Below are 16,946 nucleotides of genomic sequence, written 5' to 3' on the forward strand. Positions count from 1 at the left end.
GAAAGACACTCCCCGATATGAAACTGCTGCGTTACGGCCCCAAGGGCCAGGAAAAGCCGGGCACGCTGGATGCCGAAGGGCGAATCCGCGACCTGTCGGGCGTGGTCGCCGACATCACGCCCAACGAATTGCACGGCGACGGACTTTCGGCGCTGAAGGCGATCGATCCGACGAGCCTGCCGCTGGTCGAGGGCGAGCAACGCTATGGCGTGCCGGTTAACGGCGCTCGCAAGTTCATCGCCATCGGCCTGAACTTCGCCGATCACGCCGCGGAGTCCAACCTGCCGGAGCCGTCCGAGCCGGTGGTCTTCATGAAGGCCATCTCTTGTCTGACGGGCCCGAACGACACCGTTGTCATTCCCCGTGGTTCCGAAAAGACCGATTGGGAAGTCGAGCTGGGCATCGTCATCGGCAAGCCCGCGTCCTACGTCGAACAGGCGGACGCCCTGGATCACGTCGCGGGCTATGTGCTGATCAACGACGTCTCCGAGCGCGCTTTCCAGACGGAGCGCGGCGGCACCTGGGACAAGGGCAAGGGTTGCGACACGTTCGGTCCCGTCGGCCCCTGGATCGTCACGACCGACGAGGTCGGCGATGTCCAGGGCCTGGACATGTGGCTGGACCTGAACGGCAAGCGGATGCAGACCGGCAATACGAAGACGATGATCTTCGGCGTGGCCGAGATCGTGTCTTACGTCAGCCAGTTCATGACGCTGGAACCGGGCGACCTGATCACCACCGGCACCCCGCCCGGCGTCGGCCTGGGCCAGAAGCCGGAGCCCTTCTACCTGAAGGCCGGCGACGTGATGGAGCTGGGCATCGACAAACTGGGCAGCCAGCGCCAAGCGGTCGTCGCCTGGTCCAGGGAAGCCGTCGCATGAGCGCCTATCAGGGACGGTTCACCGGCCGCACCGCCGTCGTGACCGGCGGCGCCTCGGGCCTGGGCAAGGCCTCGGCCGCGCGCATCATAGCCGAGGGCGGCCAGGTCTCGCTGTGGGACCTGAACGCAGACGCCTTGGCCGCCGCAGCCGTCGAGATCGGCGCGCAACATTTCGTGGCGCTGGACGTGTCGGACGCCGATGCGGTCGCCGCCGCCGCCGCCGAGGCGAACCAGACGCTGGGCGGGATCGACATCCTGATCGCTTCGGCCGGCATCACCGGAGCCACCGTGCCCGTGCATGAATTTCCGATCGACAGTTGGAAACGGGTCGTGGACATCAACCTGAACGGCGTCTTCTATTGCTCGCGCGCGATCGTGCCCTTGATGCTGGAGAACGGCTATGGCCGGATCGTCAACGTCGCCTCGGTGGCCGGCAAGGAAGGCAATCCCAACGCCAGCGCCTATTCGGCGTCAAAGGCCGGCGTCATCGGCTTCACCAAGTCGCTGGGCAAGGAACTGGCCGGCAAGGGCGTCATCGCCAACAGCCTTACCCCCGCCACCTTCGAAAGCCCGATCCTGGCGCAACTGCCCCAGAGCCAGGTCGACTACATGCGCTCCAAGATCCCGATGGGCCGCCTGGGCGAGGTCGAGGAAAGCGCCGCCATGGTCTGTTTCATGGCGTCCGAGGAATGCAGCTTCACCACCGCCTCGACGTTCGATACGTCGGGCGGCCGCACCACCTACTAGGCGCGCAGGGGTGGCGTCTGACCTTCGCATCGTTGATAGCCACGTCCACCTGTGGGACCTGTCGCGTGCGCGCTATGGCTGGCTTCAGGACGATCCCCTGCCGAACAATCCGGCGGGGGGGATGTCGCCCATCGCGCACAAGAACTATCTTCTGAAGGACTACCTCGCCGACACCGCCGGCTGGCGCGTGGACAAGATCGTCCACGTCGAGGCCGGCCAGCCCATCGGCCGGCAACTGGCCGAAACCGACTGGCTCCAGTCGCTGGCGGATGACTACGGCTATCCGCACGCCATCGTCGCCGGCGTCGATCTGCTCGACCCCGACCTCGACGCCCTGCTGGAGGCCCACGCGGCCGGGCCGAACGTGCGCGGCGTGCGCCAGATCGTCTGCTGGCACGAGGATCCGCTGAAGACCTATACTGATCGCGACCTGTTGCGCGATCCGCAGTGGGTCGCGGGGCTGGCCAAGCTGGCGCGGCATGGCCTGTCGTTCGACCTGCAGCTGTATCCGTCGCAGATGGCCACCGCCTCAATCATCGCCGCGCGCCATCCCGACATCCCCATGATCGTCAACCACGCCGGCCTGCCCACCGACCGGAACGAAATCGGCATGGAACGCTGGCGGATGGGATTGCGCCTGCTGGCCGCCCAGCCCCAGGTCTCGATCAAAATCTCCGGCCTGGGCATCACCGACCGGGCCTGGACGCCTGAAACCATCCGCCCGATCATCCTGGAATGCATCGACGCCTTCGGGACCGAGCGCGCCATGTTCGCCTCCGACTTCCCTGTCGAAAGCGTCCACGGGACGTTCGACGCCTTCTACTCCGCCTTCGACGCGATCACCGCCGACTTCTCGGCTGATGAGCGCGACCGCCTGTTCGCCGCCAACGCCGAGGCGATCTACCGCATCTAACCCCTTTCGCCGAAGCCGCATCAAGACGGCCAGGCCCCAGAGAAACCCCAGGAGACTGATCATGGTCATCGAGACCGATGCGGCCCACACCCCCGGAGGGCTGGCCAAGCCCGCCGGTTCGCTGAGGGGCCCGCTGGCCTTCGCCATCGCCTGTTTCCTGATCTGGGGCCTGGCCTACGGTCTGCTGGACGTGCTGAACAAGCATTTCCAGGAGACGCTGAGCATCAGCCAGGCCGACAGCGCCTGGCTGCAGATCGCCTATTTCGGGGCCTATCTGCTGCTGTCGATTCCGGCAGGCATGCTGCTGAATGCGCGGGGCTACAAGTTCGGCATCGTATCTGGGCTGGCGGTGACCGCCATCGGCGCCCTGTTGTTCATTCCAGCGGCGGGCGCGGGCGCCTTCCTGCCCTTCGTCGGTTCCATGTTCGTGCTCGCCGCAGGCCTGTGCATCCTGGAGACCAGCGCCGACACCTACGTCAACGTCCTGGGCGATCCGGCCAAGGCCTCGCAGCGGCTGAACCTGGCCCAGTCGTTCAACGCCCTGGGCGTCTTCTTCGGCCCGCTGATCGGCGGCGCCGTCTTCTTCAGCCCGACGACGACCGAAGCCCTGGGCGGCGCGACCCGCTCGATCCAGATCGTCTATGGCCTGATCGCCGTCGGCGTGGTCCTGTTCGCCCTCGCCGTATGGCGCGCCCGCCTGCCGGAAACCGGCCTGTCGGACCACGGTAACGCCGTGGAGGGCGACGCCCCGGCCCTGCCTCTGTCCAAACAGCCGCACTTCATCGCCGGCGTCATCACCCAGGCGCTCTACATCGGCGCCCAGGTGGGCATCGGCGCCTATTTCATCAATCTGGTGACCCACAACTGGCAGGGCCTGACGTCGCAGCAAGGCGCCTTCATGCTGTCGCTGGCGGCCATCGGCTATCTGGTCGGCCGCTTCTTCGCCACCGCCCTGCTGCTGAAGGTCAAGCCCCGCGTGCTGCTGACCACCTACGGCGTGATCAATGTGGTCCTGACCCTGGTCGTGGCCGCAGGGATCAACATCGTCTCGCCGATCGCCCTGATCGCCGTCTTCTTCTTCATGTCCACCATGTTCGCCACCATCTTCGCCCTGGGCACCACCGGCCTTGGCGCCGGCACCAAGAAGGCGTCCTCGCTGATGGTCATGGCCATCGGCGGGGGCGTGCTGCTGCCCTGGCCCATGGGCAAGATCGCCGACCTGTACGGCGCCAATGTCGCCTTCCTGCTGCCCGCCGTCTGCTTCGCCGTCGTCGCCTGGTACGGATGGAAGGGCGCTGGCCTTGGACTGAAGAAGGATGCCGCCTGATGCGTCTTCGCACCGCCCTGCTCGCCTTCACCCTGCTGGCCGGTCCTACGGCCTGCGCCCAGACTGTCGCGCCCGCCTCTCAAGTGGTCGCCCCCGCCGCGCCGATCGACCGCCACGCCCTGGTCACGCGCCACAACGTCAACCTGACGGCCATCGACCGCCATGCCCCGATCATGCTGGGCAACGGCGACCTGGGCTTCACCGCCGACATCACCGGCTTGCAGACCTTCCCGGAACAGTATTCGGAACTAGCGCCCCTGCTGACCATGGCCCAGTGGGCCTGGCACAGCTTTCCCAACCCGAACGGCTATACCGAACAGGACGGCCTGATCGACGTGCCTGTGCCGGGTCGGGGCGAGCAGCCCTATGCCTGGATGAAATCATGGGACGTGGCGGAAACCCAGCCCGCCTACACCTGGCTGCGGGCCAATCCGCATCGGTTCTCGCTCAGCCGCATCGGCCTGACCTTCGCCGACGACCAGCCGCTGGACTTCGCCAAGGTCGCCGACACGCGCCAGACGCTGGACCTGTGGTCCGGCGCCCTGACCAGCCGCTTCACCTATGACGGCCAGCCGGTCGAGGTCGTGACCCGCGTCCACCCGACGCTGGACATGGTCATGGTCGAGATCGCATCGCCCCTGGTCGCCGCCCAGGGGCTGGGCGTTCAGGTCCGCTATCCCGGCGTGAACCCCGCCATCAATCCCAATCCGACGACGTTCGAAGATTCGGGCGCGCAAGGCCTGAGCGTCGTCGCCCACGACACGGGCGATGTCCGCATTCGCCGCACCCTGGACGACACCACCTATTATTCCGGCATCACCGCTTCCGGTAAGATCGAACAGAGCGGCGCCGACGCGTTCCGCGTGGCCGCCGCTGGTCGCGACCGGCTGACCGTCATGGTCCGCTTCGATCAACAGGCGCAGGGGCCGGCGGCCCCCGCCTACAGCGCCGGCGTCCAGGCGACGACCGCCCACTGGAACGGCTTCTGGACCCAGGGCGGCGCCGTCGATTTCACGGGGTCCACCGACCCGCGCGCGGCCGAGCTGGAACGTCGCGTTGTCCTGTCACAGTATCTGTCGGTCGTGAACGGCGCCGGCGAGCTGCCGCCGCAGGAAGAGGGCCTGTTCTCCAACAGCTGGTACGGCAAGTTCCACCTGGAAATGCACCCCTGGCACGCCGGCTGGCAGGCCATGTGGGGCCATCCCGACATGCTGGAGCGCAGCCTGCCCTGGTATGTCGGCAATCTGGACAACGCCCGCGCCGAGGCCGCCCGTCACCACGTCAAGGGCGCCTGGTGGCCCAAGATGGTCGGGCCCGAGGGCCGCAACAGCCCCAGCCTGGTCTCGCCCTTCATCATGTGGCAGCAGCCGCATCCGATCCTGCTGGCCGAACTTGTCTGGCGCGCCGAGAAGGATCCGGCGGTGCTGGATCGATACGGCGAAGTCGTCGAGGCGACAGCCGATCTGTTGGCATCCTGGCCAATCGAACACGACGGCCGGCTAAATCTGGGCGCGCCGATGATCCCGGCGCAGGAGAACTACGATCCCCTGACCACGATGAACCCGACCTTCGAGGTCGAGTATTTCCGCTGGGCGCTGGAAACTGCGCAGCATTGGCGCGAACGCAAGGGCCAGGCCCGTCGCGCAGATTGGGATCAGGCCTTGGCCAGGATCGCCCCACCCCCGATGAAGGACGGCTTGTACCTGCCGATCGAGAACCTCCCGGATTTCTGGGAGACGGCCATGTCCGACGCCTGCCGCAAGCACGCGGCGGCGGCCCAGTGCAAGAACCGCGACCATCCCTCCTTCCTGATGGCCTATGGCTTCATCCCTGGCGCGCGGATCGACCCGGAGGCCATGCGGCGGACGTTTGCTGCGGTCGAGGCGAACTGGGACGTACGGCAGACCTGGGGGTGGGACTTTCCCATGATGGCCATGACCGCCGCCCGGCTGGGCGAGCCGGACAAGGCCGTCGACTGGCTGTTTGCCGACCTGAAAAACAATCAGTGGGGCGTCACCGGCATGACCCCGCGTGTTCACCTGGACGAGCACGCGGACGAACTCGTCCCCGTCTCGGCCGGAGCCGGCGGCGTCGAGATGGCGGTCAATCCCGACGGTCCCGGCTATCGCCGCGCCGCCGAGACCTATTTCCCGTCCAATGGCTCGCTGCTGATGGCCGTCGGCCTGATGGCGGCGGGCTGGGACGGATCGAGCGGCCACGCCCCCGGCTTTCCCAAGGACGGCTGGACCGTCCGGGTCGAAGGCCTGACCCCCGCGCCGTAATCCAGAAAAAAACCGAGAGGAACGCCCATGACGACCTCCAGACGCACCGCCCTGAAGGCCCTGTTCGCGGCCCCCGCCGTCGGCGCCTTGGCCACCACGACCGTCCAGGCCCAGCAGGCCACCGTAACCCCGCCTGCGCCGGGCCAGACCCCCGTCTGGCCCGCACCCAACACCGCCCCGCCCTCGATCCAGGAAACGCCGGTCGAGCGGCCGCAGTGGGACGGCCCCGTGCCGACCGAGTGGGTCGATCCAAAGACCGGCCACCGCATCCGCCGCGTCTCGCCAGACGGCGGCGGCGGAAAGCCCTATTTCTACAAGAACATGTTCCTGCCGCCCAAGGCCGGCGCGCCCGACCTGATGGTCATCTCGACGCCCCAGGGCATCTCGACCGTCGATCTGGCGACCTGGGCTGTCAGCGTCCTGGTTCCCGACCACGACGCCGACCTGATGTTCACAGGCCGCAAGGGCCGCAACGTCTATTATTCGATGACCGCGCCCGGCGACGAGCAGTTGATGGACCGCGCCAAAACCCTGTTCGTCATCGATGCCGACACGAAACAGAATCGCGAGATCGGCCGGATTCCGAACGGTCAGATCAACTCGGTCAACGCCGACGAGACCCTGCTGCTGGGCTTCGTCGCCTATGACAGCCAGCCGCTTCAGCCGACCGTGCCCGATCCCCGCAATCGCCGCTTCGACCAGGCCGAATACGAAGCCAATGGACCGGACGGAAAGCCGCTGAACTTCGCTCGCGCCAAGGGCGTGCGGATGCTCCAGCGCTGGGCCGCCGGCTATCCGATGGAGATCTTCGTCATAGACCTGGCGACGGGCGAACGGCGCGTGATCCACAAGACCAACGAATGGATCGGCCACACCCAGTTCTCGCCCACCGATCCGCAGCAGATCATCTTCTGCCACGAAGGCCCCTGGCACCGGGTGGACCGGATGTGGGCCATGCGCGCCGACGGCACGGGCCTGAGGAAAACCCACCAGCGGACGATGAACTTCGAGATCTTCGGCCACGAATGGTTCAGCCCGGACGGCAAACAGGTGCTGTATGACCTCCAGACCCCGCGCGGTCAGGTCTTCTGGGTCGCCTCGGTCGATCTGGAAACGGGCCGCCGCGTCTATCGCCGGGTCGAGCAGAACGACTGGTCGGTCCACTACAACGTCTCGCCGGACGGAACCCTGTTCGCCGGCGACGGCGGCGACGGCGACATGGTCGCCCATGCGCCCGACGGCAAATGGCTCGTCCTGCTGCGCCCCGAACCGATCGTCGACGCCGATCCGTCCAGCGACAAGGACGACCAGATTTTCGTCGAGTATATGCGCTCTGAACGGCTGGTGGACCTGTCGAACCACGACTACCGGCTGGAGCCGAATCTGACCTTCACGCCGGACGCCAAATGGATCGTCTTCGTGTCGAACATGCACGGCGCCAATCACGTCTACGCCGTCGAAGTCGCGCGTCGCGCCTAGAGACATCGACAATTTGTCGATGCCGAAAGGCTGAATTGTCGATGTTTTGTCGAGAATTTTCGACGGATCGTCGCGGTCGAAACATCGGCATGTTGCAAAATGCGGGAAGCTGTTGCAATAAACGGCACGTCGCCAATCCGAACTATGCGCGACAGCATACCAAAAAATGACACCGGTGCCAGATGGCCGCCGGGATGGGGAGAGAACGAATGCGACGGACCAACACCCGGACTCTGTGCGCCGTTGGCGTGTCCCTGGCGGCCTTGATGGGTGCCGTGCCGGCGATGGCGCAGACCGCCCCCGCCGCCGAACCCGTGACTGAAGAAGCCCCCCAGGACGACGCGACCGTGGTCGACGAGATCGTCGTCACCGGCTTCCGCTCCAGCCTGCAGCAGGCGCTGAACATCAAGCGCAGCGAAGCCGGCGCCGTGGACGCCATCCTGGCCGAAGACATCGCCGACTTCCCCGATCAGAACCTGGCCGAGGCCATCCAGCGCCTGCCCGGCGTCACCATCGACCGGGTCAACGGACAGGGCACCACCATTTCCGTCCGCGGCCTGGGTTCCGACTTCACCCGCACGCGGATCAACGGGCTTGAGGCCCAGGCGGCGTCCGGCGGCAACCGCAATCGCAGCTTCGACTTCTCGATGTTCGCTTCGGAACTGTTCAACAGCATCAAGGTCCGCAAGACCCAGTCGGCCGAGATCGAGGAGGGTTCGCTGGGCTCGACCGTCGATCTTCAGACCGGCCGTCCGCTGGACTTCGGCGGCAGCGGCGTGAACGCCGCGCTCTCGGTCCAGGCGTCCTACAATGACCTTTCCGAAAAGACCGTCCCCCGCACGGCCGCCCTGCTGAGCTGGTCCAACGAGAACAGGACCTTCGGCGCCCTGGTGTCGGTCGCCTATTCCGAGCGCTCGCCGATCCTCGAGAGCTTCAACACCACGCGCTGGCAGGCGGGCAATCCGAACCCCACGCTGCCCGCAGGCATGGAGCCGGCGGACTATCCGAACTATCCTTACGGGATCGGCCAGAACTTCGGCGGCTGCATCCCCTGCACCACCACAGCCGAGCGTGACGCGCTGTTGAGCGCCTACTATCCTCGCATCCCCCGCTACACCTTCGGCAACACCCAGGAAGATCGCCTGGGCATGACCGGGTCGCTGCAATGGCGTCCGAGTGACCGGACCGAGGTTGTGCTGGACCTGCTGTGGTCGCGGTTCAACTCCGAGCTGGAAAGCCCGAACCTGGAGGCCTGGTCCTTCAGCCGCGCGGCCGTCAACAACGTCGTCGTGCGCGATTACGAGATCGACGCCGACAAGAACGCCCTGTCCTACGGCGTGTTCGACAACGTCCTGGTCCGGTCGGAAAACGGCTTCACGCGCAATGAAAGCGACTTCTACCAGGCGTCGATGAACGTCCGGCACGACTTCACCGATCGCCTCCACGGCAATCTGAAGGTCGGCGCCAACCGATCGGAGGCCCGCACGCCCCTGAACGTCGCCTACGCTTTTGAGGCGAGCGGAGTGAACGGCTACACCATCGATTTCCGCGAGAACGACCGCCTGCCGTTGATCAACTACGGCTTCGACGTCACCTCGGGCGATCGCTTCACCCTGGTGCAGGCGACACGCAGCAGCGCGGGCGGCAATTTCGAGAACAACGTCGGGGCGGGCTCTCTGGCGTATGACTGGACGCCTTCGTTGACATTCAAGGTCGGCGGCGAATACCGCACCTACGGCTTCGAAACCTTTGGCCTGGCGCGGGCGCAGACCAGCCCGTCCGGCGCAGACCGTCTGACCGGCGTCGATTCCATCGGCAAGATCGTCAGCATCGACGGCGGGATCGGCGTGCCCGATGGCTCCAGCCTGAACTACATCGTCCCCGACATCGGCAAGATCGCCGACTTCCTCAGCATCTACGACGACCCGCTCGTCGCCAACCGCAGCGAGCGCGAGGTGGACGAGACGGACAAGGGCGTCTTCTTCCAGACCGACTTCAACACCGACGTGGCGGGCATGACGCTGCGGGGGAACGTCGGCATCCGCTACGCCCAGACCGAGGTGGAATCCAAGGGCTGGCAAACTGTGACGGGCGAGGATGGCCCCAGCTACAGCTATGTCACGGCCAACAACGACTATGATGACGTGTTGCCGTCATTCAACCTGGCGTTCGAGCCGCGCGAGGACCTGGTCATCCGCCTGGGCGCCGCCAAGGTCATGTCGCGTCCGTCGCTGGGCGATCTGACTCCCGGCGGCGGCGTGTCGCCGACGACGCGCACGGTCTCCTACGGCAATCCGCTGCTCGATCCGTTCCGCGCCACCAACTACGACTTCTCGGTGGAATGGTATTTCCAGAACGAAGGTCTTCTGGCCGCCGCAGTCTTCTACAAGGACATCGACAGCTTCATCACCTCGGTCACGGAATCCATCGTGTGGAGCGACCTGGGACTGCCGGACGAGTTGTTGCAGGACGCCGCACGGCCGACCGACGTCTTCCAGGTCACGCGCAAGCTCAATGGCCAGGGCGGCTCGCTGCACGGGCTGGAGATCCAGTACCAGCAGCCGTTCACCTTCCTGCCGGGCTTCTGGTCGAACTTCGGCTTCATCGGCAACGTCACCTACGTCGATTCCGAGGTCGACTATGGCGCATCCGGCAAGAACCGCCTGACGGGCCAGTCGAAGAACACCGCCAATGCGACGCTGTACTATGAGACCGGCCCCTTCCAGGCCCGCGTCTCGGCCGCCTATCGCAGCCAGTATCTGATGTCCTTCCCGGCCGGCAACGGCAACTCGGAAGAAGGCATGAACGCCACGACCTATGTAGACGCCTCCATGTCCTACGACATCAGGGACAACCTGACCTTCTCGCTGGAAGGCATCAACCTGACCGACGAGTACAACGACCGCTACGTCGACGAGACGAACCGCATCTCGGACTACCGTCACACCGGCCGCGAGATCGCCATCGGATTGCGCTGGAAGTACTGACCTTCCCTCCCTGAAAACTTTCAGTGCGATAAACTGGCCCGGAGCATGGCTCCGGGCCTTCTTTTATGGGCGATGCGCGGCGACGAGCGAACCGCGCCACGATGGGCGCGGCCCCTCGCCGCCTAACAACTGTGCAGTGAAGTGGTCAGGCGCGGTCGCGCAGACCCGTCACGCCTCTGGACTCCGTCACGCGCGGCGCCTTGCCGTCCAAGGTGTCGATGTTGCAGTCGTTGAAACGCCAGTTTTCAGCGTTGGCGATGGTTCCGGCGTCCTGGACGTCCCAGTCCAGGCGCTCGAACACGAAGTTCTTCAGCGGCGCCTCGGGATAGGCGGCGGCTTCGAAGCCGACCTTGCCGCCCACGGCCTTGATGTCGGATAGGCGAACGTCGTGGATGCGAGGAATGCCCTGTTCGCGCGGCACCGGCGTCGCCAGGGCGCGCCAGTAGTCGGGGATGTCTGTGATCCCCGCCGGGATCTGGGCGTAGCTGTAGTTCGGATACCAGTTCAGATTGACGCGGAACAGCGTACGCACGTCCTGAAGGTGGATGTCGTGCAGACGGATGTTCGAGATCACGCCGCCGCGCGTGTGACCCGACTTGAAGAAGATGCCTAGCGGCACCGGATAGTCGATCCGCAAACCCGAGACCTCAATATCCTCGAACCCGCCGGACGTCTCGCTGCCAAACGTCATGCCGGCCAGGGCGTCGCGCACGACGCAGTCCCTGATCCGAACCGACCGGCATGGACGCGCCACCCGCAGGCCGTCCGAATCCCGACCGGCCTTGATGCACAGCGCGTCGTCATTGACCGCAATGTCGCAACGCTCGACCAGAACCCGCTCGCAGGAATCGATATCAACCCCGTCGGTGGACGGCCCCCGCCCGCCGATGTTGTTGCGGATGATCAGGTCCGAAACCTTCACGTCGCGCGAATAGCAGACATGCACGCTCCAGAACCCCGAGCGCGCCAGGTTCAGGCCCGAGACCTCGGCCTGGTCGGAATCATAGACATGGATCAGGCGCGGACGGCGGCAGTCATAGTCGGCCGCCCAACGCAGGTCGCGCGGATCATAGTCGCGCCGCATGGCCCAGTAGCTGTCCCAGAAGACCTTGCCGTCGCCGTCGACCACACCCTCGCCGGTGATCTTGGCGTTCTGCTGCTGATAGATGTTCAGCAGACCGGCGGGCCAGTCCATCTCGATGCCTGCGACGCGGGTGCGGACCATCGGATAGGCGGCGATGTCCTGGAGACCTCGGATGGTCGCCCCGCGCCCGATCATCAGGGTCACGCCCGACTTCACGAACAGGGAGCCAGACAGATAGAGACCGGGTTTGAGCACCACGGTTCCCCCGCCCTGTCCCGCCGCCGCGTCGATGGCGGCCTGGATCTGGCGCGTGTTGACCGTTTCGCCGTCGCCCACGGCGCCGAAATCGGCTGCGTCGAAAATCTTGCCTGACGACTGCGCCAAGACAGGCGTGGATGAGGCCAGAACGCCGGTCAGGCCGAGTTGCAGAAGGGATCGTCGATGCATGAGCGCGCTTCCTGGCAGCGGAGACATTGCGTCTCACATTTTGCGTTATCGTCCCACGATAGCGAACGGCGGCGGAGGCGCAAGCGTGCGGGTGTCGCAGCGCCTAGAGATAGGCCCCCACCTGCCAAGGCACGAACTCGTTGTCGCCGACGCCCAGGACCTCGGACTTGGACGGTTCGCCCGAGGCGACGTCCAGCATCTTCTGGAAGATGACGGCCCCGACCTCGGCTAAACTGGTCCCGGTCAGGACGGGCGAGGCGTCGATATCCATGTCCTCGTCCATCCAGTTGGCCAGTTTGGCGTTGGAGGCGACCTTGATCGATGGGGCTGGTTTGGCGCCGAAGACCGAGCCCCGGCCCGTGGTGAAGACGATCAGATTGGCGCCCGAGGCGATCTGGCCCGTGGCCGAGCACGGATCGTAGCCAGGGCTGTCCATGAAGCTGAGGCCCTTGGCCTGAAGCGGTTCGGCATAGCCGATTACGTCGTTCAGCGGCGTGGAGCCCGACTTGGCCACCGCGCCCAGAGACTTCTCCAGGATGGTGGTCAAGCCGCCCTTTAGATTGCCCGGCGACGGATTGTTGTTCAGTTCCATCTGGTGCCGCTCGGCATAGTCGCGCCACCAGGCCAGGCGCGCGTTCAGCTTGTTCGCCACATCCTGCGACGCCGCACGCCGCAGCAGCAGGTGTTCGGCGCCCCAGATCTCGGGCGTTTCCGACAGCATGGCCGAGCCGCCGTGGGCGACCAGCAGGTCCACCGCCGCGCCCAACGCCGGATTGGCGGTGACTCCGGACCAGCCGTCCGAACCGCCGCACTGAAGGCCGACCGTCAGGTGGGATGCGGAGACAGGCTGGCGTTCGACCTTCGCCGCCTCGGCGACCAGGTCGCGGACGACCGCGATCCCGGCCTCAATGGCGCGGGCGGTGCCGCCAGCTTCCTGGATGGTCAGGGCCCGAAGGTGCGGACCGGATTTCAGGCCTTCGTTGGCCAGCCAGGCGGGGATTTGGTTGGCTTCACAGCCCAGGCCGACGATCAGGATGGAGTGGAAGTTCGGATGTCGGGCATAGCCGGCCAAAGTCCGCTGCAGCAGGGTCACGTCGCTGCTGAGCGAAGAGCCGCCGCACCCGCCCTGGTGGGTGAAGGCGACGACGCCGTCCATACCCTTGGGCAGGCTGGAGTCCGGAAAGGCGTCGGCGATGCGGCGCGCGACGGTGGCCGAACAGTTCACGCTGGTCAGGACGCCGATATAGTTGCGCGTGCCGATGCGACCGTCTGCACGGACGATGCCGTTGAAGGTCGCGCCCGACAGTGGCGCGGGCGGGCGAAGGTCGGCGCCGACCTCGGCCTCGCGCCCGTCCTCGGCCATGGCCAGGTTGTGGACGTGGACGTGGTCCCCGGCGGCGATGGCCGCCTTTGCGCGGCCGATGACCTGGCCATAGCGGCGAACCAGTCCGCCCTCTTCCACCGCATGACGCGCGATCTTGTGCCCGGTGGCGATGTCGGCGCGCGCCGGCGCGTCCAGACCGTCGGGCGTGTCGCCGGTCGCGATGTCGTCCAGGGCGATGGCGACGTCGTCGGCGGGGTTCAGAATCAGGACGCGGGACATGGTCTAACCTCGTGTGTTCCTTCTCCCCTCGGGGGAGAAGGTGGCTCGCGGAGCGAGACGGATGAGGGGGCTGCCAGATGCAGGCCCGCTCTTGCCGCCAGAGGGGCGGAGAGAGCCCCCTCATCCGAGCGCTTCGGGCCCACCTTCTCCCCCGAGGGGAGAAGGAAGAAAATGGCGCGCTCATCCATCATTCTAGCCCACGACCAGACGCGCGGCCTCGACCGCGCCGTTCCGGCTGAGCGACAGATAGGCGCCCGTGACCGCGACCGCGAACCGATCGTCGACGGCGAGCGCGGGTGGGAAGACGGCGGACAGGCTCAGCAGAGCCGAAACCCGCGCCTGGTCGTCAGCAGCGCCGGCTAGCAGTTCTGCGGTCTTGGCCGCCAGAGGGTCGTCGACGACGACGGTCTCGCCGCCTTCGGTCACGCCCGACTGCCATTTCATCCAGGCGGCGACGCCCAGGGCCATGGCGTCGATACCCTGCCCGGCCGCCAGACGTTCGGCGGCGCCGGCCAGCAGGCGCTGGGGCAGTTTCTGCGAGCCGTCCATGGCGATCTGGCGGGTGCGGTGCATAAGGGCTGCGTTGGAAAAGCGAGCCATCAGCGCGTCGCGATAGGCGGGGATATCCAGACCCGGCGGCGGGTTCAGCGTGGTCTGCGCCTCGTCCCACAGGGTCTCGACATAGGCGCGGAAGGCGGGGACGGCGACGGCCTCGTGGACATGCTCATGCCCCGACAGGGCGCCCAGATAGGCTATGGCCGAGTGGGCGCCGTTCAGCAGACGCAGCTTGGCGTCCTCCCACGGCTCGACCGCGTCGGTCAGTTGCACGCCCAGAGATGCGAAGTCCGGGCGCTCGCCGGCGAACCGGTCCTCGATCACCCATTGGGTGAAGGGTTCGGCCTTGACCATGCCCTGGTCCTCGACGCCGAGACGGGCGGCCAGGCGAGCGATGTCGTCGGGGATGGTCGCCGGGACGATCCGGTCGATCATGGTCTGGGGAAAGGCGCCCTCGGCCTCGATCCAGTCGGCCAGAGCCGGTTCGATCCGGCGGGCCATGGCGATGACCCCGGCGCGGATGCGTCTGCCGTTGTGCGGAAGGTTATCGCAACTGATGACGGTGAAAGGCTTGAGGCCCGCAGCCTTCCTCGCCCGCAGCGCCGCAACGATGAAGCCGGGCGCCGTGCGAGGCGAAGCGATATCGGCCAGATCGGCCGCCACGTCCGCGTCGTCCAGCAGCAGGTCGCCCGTCGCCGGGTCGAGGCGATAGCCCTTCTCGGTTACGGTCAGGGTGACGATGTGGACATCGGCGTCGGCCATGGCCGCGACCAGGGCGGCGGGGTCTTCCGGCCCGACCAGCACACCGCGACCGGCGCCGATAATGCGCAGATGCTCGTCGGCTCCGTCACGCACGACCAGGGTGTAGAGGCCATCCTGCGGGTTCAACTGGTCACGCACGCCGGGCGACCGCAGCGAGGCGCCCAGCACGCCCCAGCGCAGGTCGCCGCTCGCCAGCGCGTCGTCGAACACGACCGCCTGGTGGGCGCGGTGAAAGGCGCCGATGCCCAAATGGACCACGCCGGTCTTCACCTGGACGCGGTCGTAATCGGGAACGAAGACCTCGGCGGGCAGGCCGGCAAGGGCCGCATCATTCAGACGGGTCACAGCTTGTAGGCCGCCTTGACCAGACCATAGGTCAGGGCGTGGGCCAGTTCGTGGGCCTCGTCCTCCTCCATCCGGTGTTCGACCACTAGCTTGGCCAGGAAGCCGCAGTCCATCCGCCGCGCCACGTCGTGACGGGCCGGAATCGACAGGAAGGCGCGGGTGTCGTCGTTGAAGCCGACGGTGTTGTAGAAGCCGGCCGTCTCGGTGACCTGTTCGCGGAAGCGACGCATGCCCTCGGGGCTGTCGTGGAACCACCAGCTGGGGCCCAACTTCAGCGCCGGATAGTGACCGGCCAGGGGCGCCAGTTCGCGGCTGTAGCTGGTCTCGTCCAGGGTGAAGAGGATCAGCGACAGGCGGGTGTCCGAACCGAACCGGTCCAGCAGCGGCTTCAGCGCCCGGACGTAATCCGTCTGGGTCGGGATGTCGCAACCCTTGTCGCGGCCGAAGCGATTGAAGACGGTGGCGGAGTGGTTGCGGAACGATCCGGGGTGCAACTGCATCACCAGACCATCCTCGACCGACATGGCCGCCATTTCGGTCAGCATCTGGCCCCGGAACAGTTCGGCGTCTTCCGCCGACGCCGGGGCGGTCGAAACGCGGCGGAACAGGGCCTCCGCGTCAGACTTCGACAGGTCGGCGGTGAAGGCGGTCGGGTGGCCGTGATCAGTCGAGGTGGCGCCCATCTCGATGAAGACCGCGCGACGGTCGCGCAGGGCTTGCAGATAGCCTTCCCAGCTCAGCGTATCGCGGCCCGTCTGGTCCGCCAGGATCTTCAGATTGTCACGGAAGCCCTCGTAGTCGGGATCCAACACCGGGTCGGGGCGATAGGCGGTCAGCACCCTGCCCTTCCAGCCCGAGGCCGTAATGGCCTTATGGTGCTCAAGTGTGTCGAGCGGGCTCTCGGTCGTGGTCAGGACCTCGATATTATAGCGGTCGAACAGGGCGCGGGGCCTGAAGGCGTCGGTCTTCAACGCGGCGTCGATGACGTCGTAGTAGTGGTCCGCCGTGTCGGCCGACAGGCGCACGTCGATGCCGAAGGCCTCGGCATAGACCCAGTCGTGCCACATGCGCGACGGCGTGCCGCGGAACAGGTGATAGTTCTCGGCGAACCGACGCCAGATCACACGCGGATCGGTTTCGACCGGGCCGCCGTCGGCGCGAGGGACGCCCAGGTCCTCCATCGCCATCCCCTGCGAGTGCAGCATGCGGAAGACATAGTGGTCAGGCGTGATCAGCAGTTCGGCCGGATTGGCGAAGTTCTCATTGCCGGCGAACCAGCTGGGGTCCGTATGGCCGTGCGGGCTGATGATCGGCAGGCCCTTGATCTCTGCGTACAGACGGCGGGCCACGGCGCGGGTATCCGCGTCGGCCGGAAACAGGCGGTCGGGATGAAGGTTGAGCGGGTGGGCCATTTCACGTTTCCTCGGCATGGAGGCGTTGATCGCCTCCCCGGCTTTCAGACAGTTGTCGACCATGACGGATACATTGTCGCGGCAAAAAAGACACCGGTTACCTTGGCGACCGGTCAAGTCCAT

General features: G+C 66.2%; 11 protein-coding genes. 7 read left to right on the forward strand and 4 right to left on the reverse strand.

The genetic code is table 11. The features are described from left to right. Nucleotides 1–17: 17 nt before the first annotated feature. The 7 genes from ACODSC_RS06925 (at nucleotide 18) to ACODSC_RS06955 (ending at nucleotide 10,615) form a co-directional block, all read left to right on the forward strand. Nucleotides 18–881 carry a 2,4-didehydro-3-deoxy-L-rhamnonate hydrolase gene (locus ACODSC_RS06925; protein ID WP_488813051.1) on the forward strand — a complete coding sequence of 288 codons (864 nt, stop codon included), beginning with the start codon at nucleotides 18–20 and terminating at the stop codon, nucleotides 879–881. Then, entirely contained in the window at nucleotides 878–1,627 is a 750-nt protein-coding gene (locus ACODSC_RS06930) for an SDR family NAD(P)-dependent oxidoreductase (RefSeq protein ID WP_488813053.1), read from the forward strand. Before ACODSC_RS06925 ends, ACODSC_RS06930 begins: the two co-directional genes overlap by 4 nt. 10 nt (nucleotides 1,628–1,637) lie before the next feature. Then, nucleotides 1,638–2,540: an amidohydrolase family protein gene (locus ACODSC_RS06935; RefSeq protein ID WP_488813055.1), complete on the forward strand. Its 903-nt coding sequence runs from the start codon at nucleotides 1,638–1,640 to the stop codon at nucleotides 2,538–2,540. A gap of 61 nt (nucleotides 2,541–2,601) precedes the next feature. Further along, complete coding sequence (locus tag ACODSC_RS06940) at nucleotides 2,602–3,867, forward strand: sugar MFS transporter (RefSeq protein ID WP_488813057.1); 1,266 nt, start codon at nucleotides 2,602–2,604, stop codon at nucleotides 3,865–3,867. Continuing rightward, a complete protein-coding gene (locus ACODSC_RS06945; RefSeq protein ID WP_488813059.1) occupies nucleotides 3,867–6,149 on the forward strand; it encodes a hypothetical protein in 2,283 nt (760 codons plus the stop codon). Before ACODSC_RS06940 ends, ACODSC_RS06945 begins: the two co-directional genes overlap by 1 nt. Nucleotides 6,150–6,176: 27 nt before the next feature. Continuing rightward, nucleotides 6,177–7,628, forward strand: coding sequence for an oligogalacturonate lyase family protein (locus tag ACODSC_RS06950; RefSeq protein ID WP_488813061.1), 1,452 nt, complete (start codon nucleotides 6,177–6,179; stop codon nucleotides 7,626–7,628). 209 nt (nucleotides 7,629–7,837) lie between these two features. Then, a complete protein-coding gene (locus ACODSC_RS06955; protein ID WP_488813063.1) occupies nucleotides 7,838–10,615 on the forward strand; it encodes a TonB-dependent receptor in 2,778 nt (925 codons plus the stop codon). 145 nt (nucleotides 10,616–10,760) lie between these two features. Here ACODSC_RS06955 and ACODSC_RS06960 read toward each other — a convergent pair whose 3' ends face one another. The 4 genes from ACODSC_RS06960 to uxaC form a co-directional block, all read right to left on the reverse strand. Continuing rightward, nucleotides 10,761–12,146 carry a glycoside hydrolase family 28 protein gene (locus ACODSC_RS06960; RefSeq protein ID WP_488813065.1) on the reverse strand — a complete coding sequence of 462 codons (1,386 nt, stop codon included), beginning with the start codon at nucleotides 12,144–12,146 and terminating at the stop codon, nucleotides 10,761–10,763. A gap of 103 nt (nucleotides 12,147–12,249) precedes the next feature. Beyond that, nucleotides 12,250–13,749, reverse strand: coding sequence for a UxaA family hydrolase (locus ACODSC_RS06965; RefSeq protein ID WP_488813067.1), 1,500 nt, complete (start codon nucleotides 13,747–13,749; stop codon nucleotides 12,250–12,252). Nucleotides 13,750–13,941: 192 nt separating this feature from the next. Then, nucleotides 13,942–15,411, reverse strand: coding sequence for a mannitol dehydrogenase family protein (locus ACODSC_RS06970; protein WP_488813069.1), 1,470 nt, complete (start codon nucleotides 15,409–15,411; stop codon nucleotides 13,942–13,944). Continuing rightward, entirely contained in the window at nucleotides 15,408–16,823 is a 1,416-nt protein-coding gene (gene uxaC / locus ACODSC_RS06975) for a glucuronate isomerase (protein WP_488813071.1), read from the reverse strand. The genes ACODSC_RS06970 and uxaC overlap by 4 nt, the downstream gene beginning before the upstream one ends. Nucleotides 16,824–16,946 lie beyond the last annotated feature (123 nt).

Source organism: Brevundimonas sp. FG128, assembly GCF_057809775.1.